Source organism: Lactiplantibacillus sp. 3062 (assembly GCF_055413545.1).
The window spans coordinates 1-17,093 of sequence record NZ_JBVAYE010000016.1 but is presented as its reverse complement, the minus strand read 5'-3'; the positions used below and the strand labels follow the sequence as shown (position 1 = coordinate 17,093).

The following is a 17,093-nucleotide window of genomic DNA, read 5'->3' as shown; positions in this document are numbered from 1 at the left end:
GACCAGTAAAACTGATAGTGACTCATCTGCGCCAACCAGTAATAAATGATAATTATGGTCGCCTAAAATAAATCCACAATACCGCTAGGGGCGGCTTTTAAACATGCTGAGAAGCGCATTCTAAGCACGGGTTCACAATAAATGATAATAAACAATACACAAAGGGGCATATAAATAATGGCAAAATCAGTTAAATTTGATGGCAAGAAAATTGGGACGGGCACGCAGTATACGTTGATTGATAGTGGTCAAAATGTTGAAAAAATGGCCGAAGCATATAAGAAGTTCATCAAGACTACTGAAGAAACTGAGGATAGTATTACAGGTGTAGTCGAATTAACACCTAAGCTTGCAAAGGTTGTGGCTGAAACGACCTGTGATTTATTGGAACTAAACGCTTCGCAAAAGAAACGTGTCATGTCCATGGAATTTTCGGTTAGCGACGAATACGACTTCTTTAATGACTGTTTAAAACAATTCTTGGGAGTAGAATTACCATCTGTAGGCAACAGCAGCGATCAGGAAGATGATGAAGACCCAAAATTGACAAAGCCAGAATGATTTGGCAACTTGATAATTTTATTCAGGATATTGATTACATCGCTAATCAATTGATTTCACAAGGCATATTGCCTAGTGACTTTTATCAAAGCTCATTTAGTGAAATGCAAACAGCATTGAATGCTAAGTCACGTAAAGACCGTGTTCAAGATCCACTCGAATTAGCACGTCAAATCGGTGCGTTATAAAGGAGGCAAAGTATGGCAACAGAGAAAATTCAAGGTTACGAATTCGCAATTAACATGGACGATGGTGGCATGACTCGCACGTTGCGAGAAATAAAGAATGAAGCAAAATTACTAAAATCTGGTATGCAAGCTAACTTTGCTGAAATCCGTTCGGGTGAAGGTATTATGGCGGCTTATGCGGGTAAAGTCAAAGATGCTGGCCGAGCTATTGAAGCACAACGATTAGTAATTGAGCGTCTCAAAAGCGAGCAAAACGGATTAGACCAAACCACTCAAAAAGGCCGAGAAGCTTATGTTAAATATGAAAATCAGATTAACGCTGCCAAGCGCTCAATCGCCAGTTTAGAGGGGCAACAAGAACGAGCACAGAAGTCACTTGATCTGCAAAAAAGTGGTGTCTTACAATTAAAGGACGCCATGGAAGCACAAAATAAAATAAGTGCTAATTATATTGCCAAATTAAAGGCTGAAGGTAAAGAAGACGAAGCACTCGCAAGTCAAAAAGATAGCCTTAAAGATAAAATAAAAAGTCTCAAGGCTCTTTATGAATCTGAATCACATCAGCTGATAAAAATGTCAGAAGACTCCAAGGTAACTGCTGAATCATATCAACAACAAAAGATCAGAGTTAGTGAACTCACTGCTGAGTTAGCAAAATCCAAGTCAGAACTGAATAGTCTAAATTCACCAGAGCAAGCCCACTTAAAAAATATGGAAAACTTGCGTGGGCAGAGCAAATTAATTGAAGGGTCTATGGCTGCTTTAGTATCGAGATTTAAGGCCGAAGGAAATGAGTTGGAAGCAAATAAGGCTAAATCTAATGGCTTGCGAGAGGCCTATGATAACCTTAATAAACAATTAAAAGCAGAAAACGAAGAGCTCAATAGAATTAAATCGGTCAGTGGCGAAAGCTCAAATGCATATAAGCAACAATCTATTCGAGTGAACGAATTAGGCACTAAAATTGCCCAAACTCGGACTAAGATGAAAAAGCTTGATGAGCAATTAAGCAAAAAGCCACAGTCAGGATTAACGTCAGTCATTAGCCAGCTAAATAGAGTAAACGAGCACGCAGATAAGGCCAATCATTTATTTGGCAAAATTCTGGGTGCTCATTTAGTTGCCAATGGTATTACGAGCGCTTTTCAATCAATTACTTCACATATTCACGAAGCTATTAGCGCTGGTATGGAATATGAAAAAGAGCAGCAAAAGATGACGGCCACCTGGTTGACTTTAACTGGTACGGTTGGTAAATCTAACGCAATGGTTAAAACGATCAACGACTTATCTGTTAAGACCGGTCAAGCCGTAGATGTTGTAAATGAATTAGAGCAAGGCTTTTATCACTTACATTCCAATAAAAAAGAATCAGATGAACTAACCAAATCCATGCTGAACATGTCTGACGCTGTTGGTTTAGATAGCCAACAAATTCAGGCGGTTACCCAAGATATGGTCAACGGCTTATCACGCGGTAAAGCCAATGCTGGTATGCTGAACCAAATTAGTCAATACTTCCCGATGTTCCGTGAACAGTTGGCCAAGTACGAAACCCAAGTCAATCATGGTAAGAAAGTAACAGTTGCTGATTTAGCGGCCATGGCTAAAGCGGGTAAAATATCGGCCACTGACATTGAAAAAACGTTTAATTCTCTGGGATCTGGAAAATACGATAAAGCCGCCGACAACATGTTACATACGATGGTTGGTATGGAACGAACGATCAAGGCACGTGTTCCGGCCTTAATCGGTGACATTGAAAAGCCGATTTTAACCGCTCAAAATCCAATCTATGGCGCAGTTTCAAAATGGGTATCTGACAAACGGACTGACAAGGAGTTTAATAAGGTAGGTGTAGCGGCAGAAAAAGGTATTAGTACGATTACTAAAGCCTTTGCTAAAGCTTTTGATGTCAAGTCGGCACCAAAAGCAATGAATGATGCAATGGATAACTTGGCCAAGGGTGTCACCAAAGCTTCTGACTCTATTGCAAAAAATGCTCCGGAAATTGTTAATTTCTTCAAAACTGTCAAAAACTTGGGTGGTCTGGGCTTTGAAACGTTAATTGAATCACTTAAAATAACCAATGCAATTTTAAAGCCATTACTCAGTATGGTTGGTGGGCACACAGAAACCATTGCAAAATTTGGCGCAGCATGGTGGTTAACAAGTAAAGCCGTCAAAGAGACTAGTTCAGTTCTGTCAACTTTTAAAAAAATCAGTGATACTGTTAGCTGGGCTGAAAAAGTTCTAGGGATTAAACAAGAAACTAAAGCTTTAGAAGAACAAAACGCGGTTCTTAAAACTAATGCTGAACTAAGTACGGCCAGTGAAGAAAATATTGGAACTGGTTATCGGAGAGTTAAAGGTAGAAAGGCTGGGAATACAGGCGCTGATTTAAGCTCTATATCAGTTGAAGCGGAAAACACTGAAAAAATTGCTAAAAGCAGTAAATGGTCATTGCTAGGAGGAACAATTGGTACAAGGATTATCAATGGTGCTGGATTAGCCATGACTGCTTGGGACGCTGGCAGTAGCATTGCGAAAGCAGTTAGCTCCGGTAAGGCGTCTGATAAATATAAAGCAACTGGTAAAACAGCTGGAACACTTATCGGGGGCGGCATTGGTGCAGCCCTTGGAAGCGTTATCCCAGGAGCAGGAACAGCTGCGGGAGCAATGTTAGGAGCAAGCATTGGTGATGGTGTTGGTGGTACTAAAACTGCAAATACGATTGTCAAAAGAATTAGTGATGCGCTAAAAGGGAAGAGCATTGAAGCTCCCAAGATTAAGACAGAGTCCACTAAGCGCTCACTGAGTGATCTAGGTAAGGCGTACAGTTCCTATTATTCTAAAAAGCAGAAGCAAGATTTAAATGATGTGAACGTACTTCATAAAGCGGGTATGCTAACCGATGCGGAGTATAAAAAGCAATTAGCTTCAATTAAAAAGAATGATAGTGAGACAAATCGTTTTGAAAAAATGTCAGCTTCTGATCGCAACGCTATTGCGAAGTATTATGCGCAGCAAAAAGCAAGTATTATTAGTAAATGGAATGCTAGAGAGAGAAAAACTAGTTCTAGCTGGGATGCTAAAATAGCATCTGACGAACGACAGTTTGGCGCCAACTCGATTATTGTTCAGAAAGACATGTCTAAAAAGAAAGCAGCTATTCAGGCTGAAGAAAACAAAAAGTCAGCCGCTCTTGATAAACTCCGGATTAAAAGTGCAACGGAAACTACTGCACAAGAAGCCCGTTTACACACAACTTTAACGGGAAAGATAAAGTCAGCTGCTAATAAGCAGAATGATATTTTGAGAAATCTTGCCAAGAGCAAGGGGAAAATCACTCGTGAACAAGCAAATGATGCTATTTCACAGTCGAATAAAGAGTACAAAAAGACAGTCTCACTGGCAAACCAAGAATACAAAGATCGTGTTTCTGCGGCTGAAAAGCAACACAATAAGGTTATAAAAGCAGCTGAAAGACAAGCTAGCGAGGCAATCAGTCAAGCAAAGAGCCAGTATAGTAAAACAGTTGATGCTGCTAAAAATCAATATTCTGGTAATTCTAAGTATGCCGAGAAGCAACGTGCAGCTATTATTAGTAAAGCTAAGGACCAAAAACAAAAGTCAATTGACAACGCTTTAGAGCAGGAAAACAAAACTGAACAGCATGCGGATCGTCAGTACAAGCACACTACTGATGACGCAGATAAGCAAAGATCACAAGTTGTTAAACATGCTAAGGATCAAAACAGTTCGGTAGTTGATCAGGCCAAGTCACAGTCAAAAGGTGTTTTGGGGCATGCTGTTAAGCAAGCCAACGGCTCCATGAAAGCTGCCGATAAGCAAGGCTCCGGTATTCATAGTATTTGGAAAAACATTACTAGTTTCTTTAGTAATCTAGTTAAAGGATTTGGTATTAAACCAATCAATGTTGGTGCTTATCCATCAGGTTATACTCCAGTAACGATGGGAGCTTATGCTTCTGGCGGTATTGTTGACACTGCTAGAGCTTTAGTTGGTGAAGGCGGTGTCGAGGCTAAAATTGATAGAGACAATGGGAAAGTGTCATTTCTGGGTATGAATGGTGCTGAAGTGGTTAATGTTAAACCTGGTGATCAGATTCTTAATGCTGGTGATACTGCTAAGCTTTTTAACGGTGGCCTAGGACATACGCTTCCTGGCTATGCTAAAGGCACTGTTGATATCGCGTCGTTTTTAAAGAAAATTAAGAGCGGTGCTACTTCTATCTTCGACAGCGTTAGTGATAAAGCAATGGACGCATTGTCTAAGATAACTCACCCATTGAAAACTTTAAAATCAATGGCTTTAAAGACATTTGATCCAACCAAAACTCCAGGAGTCGGTTCAATCGGTCATGATTTAGGCAAAGGACTAGTTGACCGAGCTTTAAAGGAATTTGCGAAAGCTATTTCTGATTTAGCTGACAACTTCGGTGGAGCTGGTGGCAGTGTAGGAAACCCTGCAGGTAGCTCGGTTTCACGATGGAAGCCATATGTTGTTCGGGCACTTAAAGCTAATGGTTTTGGTGCTACCGCTAGCCAAGTATCTGCTTGGATGCGTGTTATTGCACGTGAATCAAATGGTAATCCAAGAGCTATTAACTTGTGGGATTCTAACGCTAAAAAGGGTATTCCATCAATGGGCTTAGTTCAAACTATTCGGCCAACATTTGAAGCATATAAATTTTCAGGACATGGTCAGATTTATAATGGGTATGATGACTTATTAGCTGGGATTAACTATATGAAACATATATATGGTAAAGGCGACAGTGCATTCGCTAGGGTAAGTGGCCCTGAAGGATATGCAAATGGTGGTTTTGGTAACAAAGCGGGCGTTTACAAATTGTTTGAAGGCAACTTGCCAGAAGCCATAGTTCCGATGGACTTATCTAAGCGTTCAAGGGCTTACCAAATTATGCAACAGATAATGGCTAAGTTCGGAGCTCAAGATGGCGCTAATGTGATAAATACCGGTAACGACCAGATTGATTCCGACGAAGCATTCAAACAGCGGGTTATAGCTTCACTAGATGCTTTGGTCACTGGCCAAGGAGATGTTAAAGCAGTTGTTGCCAACTCTGACGTGGTTAATGCTGTCAAGTCAAATACCAAGAAGACGTCACAATATAGTCAAATGATGGGGTATTAGTATTAATATATTGAAGAGCCTTAGAAGGCTCTTTTTTACATAGTTAAAATTAAACAAGGATGGCGATATAATTGTCTGTTTTGAATAAAAATGATTTTGAATATGCTGGCTTAAATAGCCGCGATGATTTGCAAGCCATTATGGGAGCAGTAACACTGCCAAGTGCACCAGCCATGGCCGAGCAAGCAACCGATATCCCCGGCATGTATGGTAATCAATTTAATGGTATGGACTACACTAGTCGGACAATCAGTATTCCAATAACTATTATCGCTCGTGGCAGTCAGGACAAATACAAGCAGATTATGCATAATTTGAGCGGATTATTGCTAAGTGATGATCCAAGTGATAATGGTAAAGAGTACCCACTAGTCTTTGGCTTTGAACCCAAAGTGACTTACTGGGGGCATATTACTGCGATTAGCGATCCACAGTTCATTAACCAGGGGGCGTGGGACGCTACACTAACGATTACCTTTGTGCAGTCGGACCCACGGGCAACCCTGCCACAGGTTGAGACACCCTTAAAGAACGGTTTAAACACGATTACTGTTGATGGTACCGCTAGAACAGAGCCGGTTATTCAGGTCATACCTAAACGAGATTTAAAGTATATTGGCTTTAGTTTAAATGGTGGTCAGTTTGGTCTAGGACCCGAGTCACCGGGAGACCAAGCCACTGCGGTTCAACCTTATACTAAAGTTGTTGATGACCCGCTAGGAACTATGGCAATGTGGACAAATGATGCCAACGCAATTAGTAATATGAAGACTGGTGAAACGTACACGTATCAAGGCCACAGTGAAATTAAGACTGCGACCAATGTAATGCGACCGGCTGTAACTAGCGCTGGATATGACTTTGGTACAATCCCCACAACCGGGGAAGACCGCTGGTATGGCCCCGCCTATCGTTATACTGGCATGACAAACTCACTGACTGACTGGCGAGTACGAACGGGTATCCATCAATTTAAATATAGTGGTACCCATAATGGTCGCGCGATGGGGCGTGTTGAAGTCTTGCTATTAGACCCTAACGGTAACACTATTGGACGCTTTGGCATGCGTGACATGGCCTATGGTGCTAAACCCATGGCTAGGCTTCAAATATGTGAGCCCGGCTCAACATTAGAATATGGCGATCACTATACTGACTTGTACTATGGCTCAGGGCCGGCAGGTTCTTTTACGAATAAGCCTGACCAGAAAATTCAAATCAAAACTGGCACGACAACCAAAACTGTCACTAAATATGGGCGTTCCAAAAGTGGAAAAGTAACTAAGAAAACCGTTAACGAAACCGTTGATACCTATACAACCGTGGTCAATAAAGAGGAGGACTCCGCGCTGGCAGGTGCTTGGCTAATGTTGGACATCACTAAACGAGGACAAGTATTTACCTGGAGTATCACCCAGTATTCGACCAAAACAGGCCAACCATTCCTGGACCCTAATATTCACATGTTAGTGCATGGAACCTATGTTGATACTCAAAATAAGTATCAGACAGCCTTGGGTGGGATTGGTTCTGTCTTCCTAAAGCACCCAATTACAGAAGATAATTATAAAATTGCCTATCGTAACCCCTTTATGTCAATGACTGACCTTCAAATATGGCAAGTCAATAAAGTTGACACAACAAAGCCAACTTATATTGCTGGCGCCGGTGAAGAAATTGTGATGGATTGTGAGTCAGATACGGTTACTGTAAATGGCAAGCTAGTTTCACCAGTTTGGTCAACCGATTTCCCTAAGTTAAAACCGGGCGTTAATGGCTTGTCGATGATTGGTGACCTAGATGACGCTCAAATGGCCTTGAAATATCTACCAAGAATACTATAGCAATACTAAAGGCTTCCCATTAAGGGTGGCCTTTTTACATAAATAAAACAAGGAGGCTAACAAATGGCATTAAATAACCAGTATTTAATCCTAGATTCTAATTTAAAGCGGATTGGAACACTTACGGTTGACGGAGCTACTAAGTTTTCCAATGATAGCGTCAAAATTCAACTAGCCGATGCTGATACGACCAGCACAAGTTATGACGATGATGTCAACATCGGAACTCAAGATAATTTTAACGGCACGATTAATCTAAATGCCCAGTCTAAGAAGTTCGACCATCAAGGCTCATTAGACGTGCTTCAAGGCCAGCCTGACTCAGATAAAGTGGTGGCTGGTAACAATCTTGCCTATTATGATGCCTTGTCGGGTCATTGGTATGTCATGCGTATATACAGCGTGGAAGAAAGCAATACAGCCGCTACTAAGCATGTTACAACGGCTAACTTTACTAATCTGTGCTTGTATACACTAGCTCATCATTACCCAGTGGCAATTACAGCTAGTGATAGTTCAATTCAGACGGCTTTTAACCAGTGTTTCAATGCCACCGGTTGGACGCTAGACTATCAGACCACTAATGTGATGACCCCGACAATTACCATTGATGGTAAAACAAAAGCTAGTACGTTAGTACAGACACTAATTCAGGCCTATAACGTTGAGATTGACCCTTACGTTGAGATTGACAGCCAAGGTAACATCACGAAAAAGGTGTGTGTCATTACCGACAAGCTTAATACTGATGTGGTCTACAACGAGGCAGTATTTGGTAAGAATATGACTAGTATTAAACGGACAACGGTATCAACACCCGTAACTAAGCTGATTGCTTATGGCGATAACGGCAATACAATGTCAGAAGTTAACGATGGCAAGCCTTACATTGTTGATGATGCCGCTAATCAAAAATATAACCCAGATTGGCAATCTGGTTTGTACTATGAAGCAGTCATTACGGCTAACTCAATTGAAGACCCTTCCGGAATTAAGGCTTGGGCCGAAGAAATGTTGCAATTATATAATCACCCGCGAACGTATTATGAGGTTAGTGTAACGTCTAAATTTAACCCGCCATTAGGTGCCACGATTAGGTTTAAAGATGAGTTAATCAAGCCAGCATTAGATGCCAGTGGCCGAGTCATTCAACGGACAATTAGTTTTTCTAACCCTTATGGCAATACAGTTGGCTTTGGTGAATATGTCACGGTACCTGTTGCAACACCAGCATGGATGCAAGGCTATCAAAGTGCTATTAATAGCGCCATTGAAAAGGCAAGGGAGGACGCTAGCTCGGTTAAACCGGTTGCTTTAACTCCTGACGGCAACAACTTCACTGATACTGCGCAAACCAAACGGTTAATTTTACAGGCTTGGGAAGGTAACACCAATATTTCAGCCTATATTGATAACAAGGGATTTATTTGGCACCGCTATAATACTGACGGCACCCTTGATACTAGTTTCAATCAAACTGGCTATTTAGTACAAGCAGCATACAATTCCGTTGGCACACTGCACGGGACTATTGAGACTCGTTACATTCAAGATGAACCAGAGATTAAGTTAAAAACTAGTGCTATTCGTAGTTTGGGTAGTTTTAGCCCAGACGACAGTACACTAGGAATAACTGAGGCGGCACAATATATGTGTCCTTTGAGCAACGGTCAGTATATAACTAGCCGGGCGATTAATCAAAGTACAACCGGCGATACCATGTTTGTCTTACATGACACTAATTTTAAGCCAATTAGCAAGATGATTGTTTCGCATGGCGGGCATGGCTCTAGCTTTTCAATCGAAGAGGTAAGTGGTGCTATTTACATTTGGTCCGCAACCAAGCCTAATTTAAACGTTAACGAATATGCAGTTAGTCGCATACCCTACCTTGCTAATGCGGCCCTAGACAATGATGATAATCGCATTACGCGTTTTTGCACTGTCGACCGTTATATAAGAGTCAGCGTTGATTTCAAACACGGGTACGTACTGTGTGGCTACGTGAATGGTAAACATGATGTGCTACGACTCGATGAGGTTAAACAAGGTAATTATGATGTGCTATATAGTTTTGATGTTGCCAACTATGGGTTTGACGAGAACCAACAAACCTACCAATCACAAGGCATTGACTTTCCATATGTGTACTTTAACTCGGGTGATTACAACATGAAAGACCCCCGTATGGTGTCCGCCATTAATGTTGTTCATGGCGGGCAAGAATTCGCCTCTAACTATTTACTGGATATGAATTTAGGGTTAACCGATGATGTTATCGAACCTGAAACATGCAACATTATCTATAGTCAGACTAACCAGCCGGAGCTATTGGTGACTTTCAATTGTCAATATCAAGGTGCTTCTTTAGAACGTGTCTTTGTAATACCAATTAAGGAACGTTTGCCAATGGCTACAATTAGCAATGATTAAGAAAGGAGGTTTATAAATGGCAGAATCTAATGCAACTCAGGTCATTCTAACCGATGATGGCATTAAGATTATCAATGCTCAAAATACGGCTGATAATGCGGCTAGCCAAGCAGGAAATGCTGATAGCGCTGCTTTAATTGCACAGTCTACAGCGAATGCCGCTAAATCAGCCGCAGATAGCAATTACAACTACGCCAATTCAGAAATAGCCGTCCAGTCTAATGCTACTGCTAAGGCTCAAAGTACAGCTGACAATGCGTTTAGCCAAGCTCAGGCAGTTGGTAGCCAAGCTAGTGCTGGGATAAGCAACAACTCTACAGCTACTGCTAAGGCTCAAAGTACAGCTGACAATGCGTTTAGCCAAGCGACTACAGCAATAGATAATGGTAAAGTAACTAGTCAAGCAGTGACAGACCTAAAAGACGGTTCCAAGCTAACGATCGCTGACCTAGAAAATGGACTAGCCACTAAGGTTGCTAACTCAGACTATGCTAGTTACAAGGTTCAGACAGCTAGCCAGATAGCGCAGAAAGTTGACAATGGTACTTTCTCAGCCTATCAAACGACTACCGCTGACTTAATAGCCCAAAAGGTGGCTACTAGTGATTTTTCAGCCTATCAAGCTACAACCGCTAAGTCGATTGATAGTAAGGTGTCGTCTAACAACTTTAATACGTACAAGACACAGACTGCTGACTTGATTGATGACAAGGTTTCTAGTTCACAATATAGCTCTGACAAGACACAAACGGCTAGTCAAATAGCGGATAGGGTAAGTAATAGTGCTTTTTCAACTTATCAAACACAAACTGCTAGTCAGATAGCCCAGAAAGTTGATAATGGCACCTTCTCAGCTTACCAAACAATTACTGCTGACTTGATAGCCCAAAAGGTGGCTACTAGTGACTTCTCAGCCTACCAAGCTACAACTGCTAAGGAAATATCTAGCAAGGTTGAGTCTAGTGACTTCAAAACTTATCAAACACAAACTGCTGACATGATTGCTAGCAAGGTTTCTAAGAAAGACGCCAATAACGTCAATTTGATACCATATTCAAGCCACTTTACTACCCCACTTACTGGTTGGACGTTAATGGACTGGGGGGCAACTGACCGGAAACTATTAGTGACTACGCATAATTTCTATCAGAACGGCACCGGGGCCCTGCTTTATTTAAATACAGCTCAAAATGGTACTGCTGCCGCTGGCTCAAATCGTTTTCCATTATCACCAAATACAACTTATACGTTCCAATTTAAAGCTTTTGCATCTTCTAATGTTGTCGGTGCAAACGTCTATTTGTTAACTAGGACTTATGGGTCTACTAATGATTACGATATCGTTCACGGACTGTTTACGAATTTGGTAACTTCTCCGTCACATATTGACCAGTATACGGTTACTTTCACAACTGGAGCTAATGATAACGAAGGCTATATTCGAGTTGACAACATCGGGTCTAATAATAGCGCTTCTTCTGGTTTATTCTTTACAGAGCTAAAACTAGAACTTGGTGGTGTGGCCACACCTTACGTATATGGTGGTCAAGACTCTATGATTTCTCAAATGTCTGATGATATTAACCTTAGAGTTACTAAAGATGGCTTGATTGACCAGATTAATATTCAGGCCGGTAATACCCTAATATCATCTAGTGGTCAACTAACGCTAGCTGCTGACACGATTTACTTTGATACTAAGAAGCCAGTTATAATTCCTAGCGCCAATATCACGGGGACACTAAATGGTAAAACGATCCATGGCGGTAATGTCATTAATGATGTTAATAATACTGCGAAGTTTTATCCAACAACAATATCTAGTGACGGTCATATCTATACGACGGGGTTTAATTCTGCTGATGCTATGCAAACAGATTTATCAACTGGGTCATTAACAACAAAATACCGTGCCACTAACACGACAAGCTCAAATAATCAATACGAGGCATATGATGCCACCATTCAGGCTGACCAGATTGTATTGCTTGCTGGTCACACAAATGGAAAAGATATGTCTTTCTCGCAATCATTGACTGGCGGTAATCAAGATGGATATGTGTTAATAAGTCCGCTTAATGGGATTACCTTACATGGAGATACTCAACAAATCACCTTTAACGGTACTTCTGCTGATGTTACACCGAAGGGTATCATTATTACGCCCTACGGCAATATCAACCCTAATGGCACACAGAATATCTGGTATGTCGGTAATGGTCCAACTATGAAGACGGCCAGCTTTGGTATTGATGGCTCGGGTGCTAATAACATTCAATTTAATCGTTCTTTAGATATTGGCAACTTCAACATAAATACCTATCACACGATTACCAGTTCCGACAACCGCCCGATTCATTTTAACCGTGCCAATGGTAGCTCTGTTGATATATTCGCTGCTACGGTTAACTATACTAGCTTAGTTAAATCGTCCCTATTAAGCGTCAAGAAGGACGTTAAAAAGGCTGACACAGCTTATTGGGCGCAGCTAGTTAACTCAATTGATTTAGCCACTTATCAGTACAAAACAGACGATAATACCAGTCATTTGCGGCTGTCTAGCATTGTTGACGACGTTAATGTAACAAAACAGTGGCAATTGCCAGACGTATTTATTAGTCGTGATGAAAACGGCAAGCTAAGTGGGGTGGATGATAGTGTGCTTTTAAATGCCACCCTAGCCACGGTACAGGAACAACAGAAGCAAATTGACCAACTAAACGGTCACAACATGGAATTGGAAGCTAGACTAAACAAATTGGAGGCCAAATTAAATGGATAGCATTTTGATTACAAATTACAAACCAGATTACACGAACAACATTATGACCATTAGCGTTCAGATTAACACGCTGGGTATCAGTTCACAGGTCAGTATTACCATGGATGAATTTAACACTGCCATTGCTGGAGGTGCTGGTGGCATTGATAGCGTTAAGTTAAAAGTATTAAATACTCTGATTGATAGCCTGACTGCTTTAAAGCCAGTTACCACGACTACGACAACCACTACCACACAGGAGGCTTAAATTATGAATATCGATGCACAGGCCTTAATTAACAAGATGACGAGTAACTATGCCCAAGCAATTGCCGTTAAAGATCAGCAATTAGCGATGGCACAAGTTCAAATTGACCAGCTCAATGCCAAGTTGGCCGAGAAGGAGGCACCTAAAGATGGCGAAGACGCTTAGTTTTACCGATACTTCACCACAAACGGTTAAAATTGGTGATACCACCACTAGCTTTACGTTAATTTGTGGCAATGATAATGTGGCAACGAACTTAACTAATGCCACGTCAATTACCGTTAAATTAGGCAATACTAGTGGCTATCTTAAATCGGCCAAAGTTGACCCAGCTAGTTTAACGGACCCAACGACTGGTCAAGTTACCGTTAACTTTAACGCTGACTTGATGACTAGTTTAACCGCTGGTAGCTATGCCATTGAAGTATGGGTGGTTGATAGTACCGGAACGTCAATCTACCCTAGTGATGGGACGACTGGTTTTACAATTACCAATAACATTCAAAGCACCAATGGTACCACGATTACGACCATTACTTTTGATGACTTTGTGGCAGCAATGAATAAAGCCGCAAGCACGATTGCTAAGGGAGATAAGGGAGATAAAGGTGATACTGGGCCACAAGGTGTTATGACTAACGACCAAGTAAACACACTTATTGATAATAAAATAAAATATACTTCTGGCAACCTGGATGTGACGCCGGCATTTTACAAGGCAGGCACAACTAGTAGCACGGGTGCTTTGAACTATGTGCGAACTGGTAACAAACTACACGTTAGTGGTGTAGTTTCTCCAAGTGCAGATTTAGCTATTGGTTCGGCTACGACGTTGTTTAACTTGCCATCTTCAATCGGCATTATTGCAGAGAATGTTGCTGTTGTTCAACAATCATCTGGTTGGAATTTATACTGTTTATCATGGAACCCTAACGGTGCTGTTTCAGTATTGAAACATAACATTGCTGGTACCGCAACAGCTATTACAACTACGACACAGTTGCAAGTGTGCGCTGATATTTTGATAAAGTGAATAGGAGGTAGACAATTGAATAAGCACAAGTTAAAGGCACTCATCTTAACGGTGGGCGCCATTTTTATGGCCTTTTTAATGGTCAATGTTACCAGTCAGGCGTCAACTAGTCGTGATCAAGGGCCGGATTGGTCTAAGTATAACGGTAATAGTGGGACATTCGGCTATAGTTCCGATAAGTTTGTATTCTCACAGGCCGGTGGTTTCTATGGTGGGACTAATATCCCTCAGACCACGTATAACAGCCAAGTCAAATCAGCTCAACAGGCTGGTAAACGGGTGCACACCTATTTATGGGACGGTGTTGGTGGCAATATGACCAATGCCAAGGCTATGATGGCCTATTACTTGCCACGTGTTAGGACGCCCAAGGGCAGCATTGTGGCGTTGGACTATGAGGACGGTGCTTCTAATAGCGTGACAGCCAATACTAATGTCATTCTAGCTCAGATGAAGCTGATTAAAGACGCTGGCTATACGCCGATGCTGTATTCCGGTAAAGCTTACCTCAATTATCATGTTAATGTGAGCTTGATTTTGAAGGCATACGGTAGTTGTTTATGGGTACCTGAATATCCGGATTATCTGGTTAGAACTAGCCCTGATTATAACTACTTCCCATCAATGGACGGTGTGGCTATCTTTCAGTTTACTTCAATGTATAAAGCAGGCGGATTAGACGGCAATGTCGATTTAACAGGGATCACTAAATTAGGCTATACGACTGCTAGTAAGAAACAAGCTCAAACCAACGTTAAGCAGGCTCAGGCAGCTAAGAAGGCCAACTTTAAGGTCGTTAAATACAACCAGCGAGGGGTGTTCTATCCTAATCGGACACTAGCTGTTCGTTACACGGATTCAGATAAGGTAAGCCAAGTAGCCACCTATTACAAGGGTGAAAGTGTGACTTACAATGCGGTCATTATTGAACACGACTATGTATGGGCACGCTACACTCGTTCAAATGGCCTATACGCCTTCATCAAGTTAGGCGTCACTAATGGTCATGACTACGGGAAGCGAGTTACTGGTCAGCTGGTTAGTCATACGTATTACACAGTCAAGTCCGGTGACAGCTGGTGGACAATTGCACAACGCAACGGCCTGAGCATGACTACACTAGCTAGCCAGAATGGAAAGTCAATTTATACTACTATCTATCCTGGCCAGCGATTGGTGGTGCGGTAATGGCACAATACGACGATACAACCAAGTTATTAATGGATATTCAAAAGGATGTGGCCGCCACCAAAACAAAAGTTGAGAACATCGAAGAAAAATTGAATCAAGTTGACGATATTGGCGACAAAGCGGACAAGGCACTGGCCAAGTCCATCGAAGCTAGCCATCAAATTGACCGTGTGACAACCATTCAAAATTGGTTGATCGGTGTCTTGGTTAGTGGCGTGCTCGTCACGTTAGTTATTTACATCGCAGAAAAGTTCCTTTAGGAGGGAAAAACAATGACAAAATTTTTAAATGTAATTCAGGCAACACTCAAAGCTAACTACAAGAAGCCTGCTTATTGGGCCCAGATTATCGGGTCCGTGTTGATTATTGGCTTAGCTGTCGCAACGGTCTTCTTTGGTGTCAAGATTGACGCTAATGCAGTTGTATTAGTGATTACCGCCGTGGGGGCAATCCTAGCCTTTGTCGGGGTAATTACGGATAATTCTATTTTGGAAGATACCGGCAACACGATCAAGACCAAGTCGAGCACGTTAGCTTATACGGAACAAACGGTCGTGGAAGCTTTGGCGGAAGCTCAAGCTAAGATTGAAGCAGCTAACTCAGCGGCGGCTAGTCAAGCCGAAGCCCAAGCATCACAGGCAGTAGTGGCGGCTTACAGTCAAGCAGCTAGTGCGGCGGCAGTTGGTGACACGGCCACGGCTAGTTCAGCAGCCACTTTAGCGTCATCGCTAGCGGCTAATTTGGATACCAATGCGCAACCAAATGCCGAAACGACGTCAGAATCCGCCTCACAAGCAAGCTAAAAGTAGTATAATAATCGTGAACTGTTCTAGTCCCCCATGCTTCGGTGTGGGGGATCCTTTTATTAACAGAAACATACAAAAAGAACCAGCCAAGGCTGGTTCAAGGTTTAAATAAATAAAATGGGTGTTCTGCTCCCTAGGAATTAAGAAGGGAACAATAATGATTATACCTCAAAGTGGATAAATATCACAAGGAGTTATTAATATGTTTGTATAGACTACTTTCGGTATTGTAATATAAACTGACAAGCGTTATTATGTCCTTTGTCCTGTTATTAGTATCATGGCTTTCGAATTCCTCCAAGATTGTCAGCTAATGATGCCAGAGGTGATGAGGATAATCTTCTGCTTTGATGGGCGGAAGATTTTTTTTATATTACTTACCCGTGTATTTGGTTAGTGCGATTTTAGTTTTAGCATAATTAGTTGTCAATATAGCTAATGAGACAACTACTAGGGTTTACAGAGTAGTAAGCAATAAGTATAATAATATCTGTCTCTAGATGATAGTTATAACTTGATTAATTCCCCTGCGCTTCGGCGTGGGGGATTTTTTATGTATTACCCGCCTAGGTGTAAGTGTGCTTTTTTGATTGATCCTAAAACCCTTATGGAATAAGGTGTCAAGGCACGTTTAAATATTTTTGGTGCACTTTTAAGTGCAAAAAATCAGCATAATTTAGTATTTTTTAGCAAGAGTGCACCAAAAAGTGCACCATTATATCTATTTATACAGCTTTAAAGCGATTATGAAAAACAAAAAACGCCGTCAACTCAACGATTGACGACGCTCAAAGTTGGTACAGATAATCAATTTAAGGAGAGTACAG

Annotated in this window: 12 protein-coding genes; all 12 read left to right on the top strand. The window is 41.5% G+C overall.

What is annotated here, in order from left to right; genetic code table 11:
• Positions 1–177: 177 nt before the first annotated feature.
• Positions 178–561, top strand: coding sequence for a hypothetical protein (locus tag ACWQAU_RS14390; RefSeq protein WP_063722570.1), 384 nt, complete (start codon positions 178–180; stop codon positions 559–561).
• Positions 558–749 carry a hypothetical protein gene (locus tag ACWQAU_RS14385; protein ID WP_016058335.1) on the top strand — a complete coding sequence of 64 codons (192 nt, stop codon included), beginning with the start codon at positions 558–560 and terminating at the stop codon, positions 747–749. Before ACWQAU_RS14390 ends, ACWQAU_RS14385 begins: the two co-directional genes overlap by 4 nt.
• A gap of 12 nt (positions 750–761) precedes the next feature.
• Positions 762–5,930 carry a tape measure protein gene (locus ACWQAU_RS14380; RefSeq protein ID WP_079111804.1) on the top strand — a complete coding sequence of 1,723 codons (5,169 nt, stop codon included), beginning with the start codon at positions 762–764 and terminating at the stop codon, positions 5,928–5,930.
• A 71-nt stretch (positions 5,931–6,001) separates the two neighbouring features.
• On the top strand, positions 6,002–7,774 hold the full coding sequence (locus tag ACWQAU_RS14375; protein WP_079111803.1) for a distal tail protein Dit: 1,773 nt from the start codon (positions 6,002–6,004) through the stop codon (positions 7,772–7,774).
• Positions 7,775–7,837: 63 nt separating this feature from the next.
• Positions 7,838–10,207 carry a phage tail spike protein gene (locus ACWQAU_RS14370; RefSeq protein ID WP_079111802.1) on the top strand — a complete coding sequence of 790 codons (2,370 nt, stop codon included), beginning with the start codon at positions 7,838–7,840 and terminating at the stop codon, positions 10,205–10,207.
• A 16-nt stretch (positions 10,208–10,223) separates the two neighbouring features.
• The gene (locus tag ACWQAU_RS14365) at positions 10,224–12,989 is read left to right on the top strand and encodes a hypothetical protein (protein ID WP_079111801.1); all 2,766 of its coding nucleotides are present in this window, start codon (positions 10,224–10,226) and stop codon (positions 12,987–12,989) included.
• Positions 12,982–13,236, top strand: coding sequence for a hypothetical protein (locus ACWQAU_RS14360; RefSeq protein ID WP_016058340.1), 255 nt, complete (start codon positions 12,982–12,984; stop codon positions 13,234–13,236). Before ACWQAU_RS14365 ends, ACWQAU_RS14360 begins: the two co-directional genes overlap by 8 nt.
• 3 nt (positions 13,237–13,239) lie before the next feature.
• On the top strand, positions 13,240–13,401 hold the full coding sequence (locus tag ACWQAU_RS14355) for a hypothetical protein (protein ID WP_016058341.1): 162 nt from the start codon (positions 13,240–13,242) through the stop codon (positions 13,399–13,401).
• Positions 13,385–14,269, top strand: a complete 885-nt coding sequence (locus tag ACWQAU_RS14350) for a hypothetical protein (RefSeq protein ID WP_063487082.1) — start codon at positions 13,385–13,387, stop codon at positions 14,267–14,269. Before ACWQAU_RS14355 ends, ACWQAU_RS14350 begins: the two co-directional genes overlap by 17 nt.
• Positions 14,270–14,284: 15 nt before the next feature.
• Entirely contained in the window at positions 14,285–15,457 is a 1,173-nt protein-coding gene (locus ACWQAU_RS14345) for a GH25 family lysozyme (protein WP_016058343.1), read from the top strand.
• Positions 15,457–15,720: a hemolysin XhlA family protein gene (locus tag ACWQAU_RS14340; protein WP_003644510.1), complete on the top strand. Its 264-nt coding sequence runs from the start codon at positions 15,457–15,459 to the stop codon at positions 15,718–15,720. The genes ACWQAU_RS14345 and ACWQAU_RS14340 overlap by 1 nt, the downstream gene beginning before the upstream one ends.
• Positions 15,721–15,732: 12 nt before the next feature.
• Positions 15,733–16,263: a phage holin gene (locus ACWQAU_RS14335; RefSeq protein WP_016058344.1), complete on the top strand. Its 531-nt coding sequence runs from the start codon at positions 15,733–15,735 to the stop codon at positions 16,261–16,263.
• Positions 16,264–17,093: the final 830 nt, after the last annotated feature.